Here is a 1,981-nt window from a genome sequence, read left to right on the forward strand (position 1 = left end):
TTGGCGCGCTCCTGAGCCTGGGCGTTGGCGGCGGTGCCGCGGATGACGCGGCCCTTGATGCCGTGGAAGATGGCGGCAAGCCGGAAGAACTGGAAGGCGATGTAGAAGTCCCAGTTCGGGATGCTGTCGCGCCCCATCCGCGCGCAGTAGGCGGCGACGTAGTCCTCCTCGCTCGGGATGTTCAGCGCGGCAAGGTCCGCGCCATCGAGGCCGGCGACGATGTCGGGCGGCATGCGGTACATCATCGCGTGGTAGGCAAAATCCGCCAGCGGGTGGCCCAGCGTCGACAGTTCCCAATCGAGCACCGCGACGACGCGCGGTTCGGTGGGGTGGAAGATCATGTTGTCGCAGCGGAAGTCGCCGTGGACCACGCTGGTCTCGTCGCCCGCCGGGATGTTCTCGGGCAGCCAGGCGACCAGCCGGTCCATGTCGGCGTTGCGGCCAGCCTCCTCGTCGGCGAGGTACTGCTTCGACCAGCGGCCGATCTGGCGCGCGAAGTAGTTGCCCGGCTTGCCGTAGTCGCCCAGCCCGACGGCGGCGTAGTCCACCTGGTGCAGCGCGGCCAGCGTGGCGTTCATCGCGTCGAAATAGGCGGGCCGGTCCTCGCGCGGCACGTCCGGGAAGGTCGCGTCCCAGAAGATCCGCCCCTCCACCATGTCCATCACGTAGAACCAGGTGCCGATGACATCGTCGTCGGTGCAGATGCCGTGGACGTGGGGCACCGGAAAGCCCGCCTTTCCGAGCCCCGTCATCACCTGCGCCTCGCGCTCCACCGCGTGCGCGCCCTTCAGGAGATCGCCCGGCGGCTTGCGGCGCAGCACGTACTTCGCTGCCGGCGTCACCAGCTTGTAGGTCGGGTTCGACTGCCCGCCCCGGAACTGCTCGATCGCAAGCGGCCCGGCAAAGCCGGTGACGTTCGCCTCCATCCACGCCGTCAGCCGGGCGACGTCGATCTCGTAGCCGGTGCGGACCGGGGTGGTGCCGCTGTTCGCCTCGGCCAGGTCGCCGCCCGGGCCGCTCATTGCTGCCCCTCGCGCCACTCGCGCTTGATCTTCTTGGCCAGCGACCATTTGTGCACCTCGGTCGGGCCGTCATAGATGCGGAAGGCGCGGATCTCGCGGAACACCTGCTCGACCACCGTCTTGTCGGTGACGCCGGTGCCGCCCATCACCTGCACGCAGTTGTCGGCGATGCGCATCAGCGCCTCGGACACCGCGACCTTGGCCATGCTGCTCTCCACCGTGCCCAACGACCCGGTGTCGAGCACGCTGGCGCACCAGTAGATCATCAGTTCGGCTTGCTTGATGTCGATCCGGTTCTGCGCGAGCATGAAGCCCACGCCCTCGTGATCCACCAGCTGCTTGCCGAAGGCCATGCGGCGGCAGGCGTAGTCGGTGGCGATCTCCTGCGCGCGGATGCACGCGCCCAGCCAGCGCATGCAGTGCGACAGGCGCGCCGGCGACAGGCGGATCTGCGCGTACTTGAACCCCTCGCCCGCATCGCCCAGCATCTGATCGGCCGGAATGCGCAAGTTGTCGATGGTCACCGTCGCGTGGCTGCCCGGCATCGAGTTGTCGATGGTGTTGGGCACATGGTCGATGCGGATCGCAGGGTCCGGCAGGTCGACGAGGAACATGCAGGCGCCGCCCGCGCTGTCCGGGTCCTCGCTCTTGGCCATGACGATGCCGACCTTCGCGCCCTCGGCCCCGGTGATGAACGCCTTCCGGCCGTTCACCACCCAGTGGTTGCCGTCCTTCCTGCAGGTCGTGATCATCATCGACGGGTCCGAGCCCGCGCCGCCCTCCTCGGCCGGTTCGGTCATGAAGAAGGCGCTGCGCGAGCGGCCCTCCACCATCTGCTTCAGGAACTTGTCCTTCAGGTGATCGGACCCGACGTGGCCCAGGAGGTACATGTTGCCCTCGTCCGGCGCGTTGGTGTTGCACGCCAGCGGGCCCAGCGGCGACAGCCCCGACTTGATCAG

Annotated in this window: 2 protein-coding genes; both read right to left on the reverse strand. The window is 68.1% G+C overall.

Translation table 11 applies throughout. The features are described 5' to 3' along the window. The coding region (locus J2X37_RS16500) for a phosphotransferase (protein WP_310023384.1) at nucleotides 1–1,022 on the reverse strand (1,022 nt) is incomplete at its 3' end. After that, nucleotides 1,019–1,981, reverse strand: a 963-nt coding sequence (locus J2X37_RS16505; protein ID WP_310023385.1) for an acyl-CoA dehydrogenase, incomplete at its 5' end; no start/stop codon positions are given. The genes J2X37_RS16500 and J2X37_RS16505, both read right to left, overlap by 4 nt.

The organism is Croceicoccus sp. BE223 (genome assembly GCF_031457155.1).
GTDB lineage: Bacteria > Pseudomonadota > Alphaproteobacteria > Sphingomonadales > Sphingomonadaceae > Croceicoccus.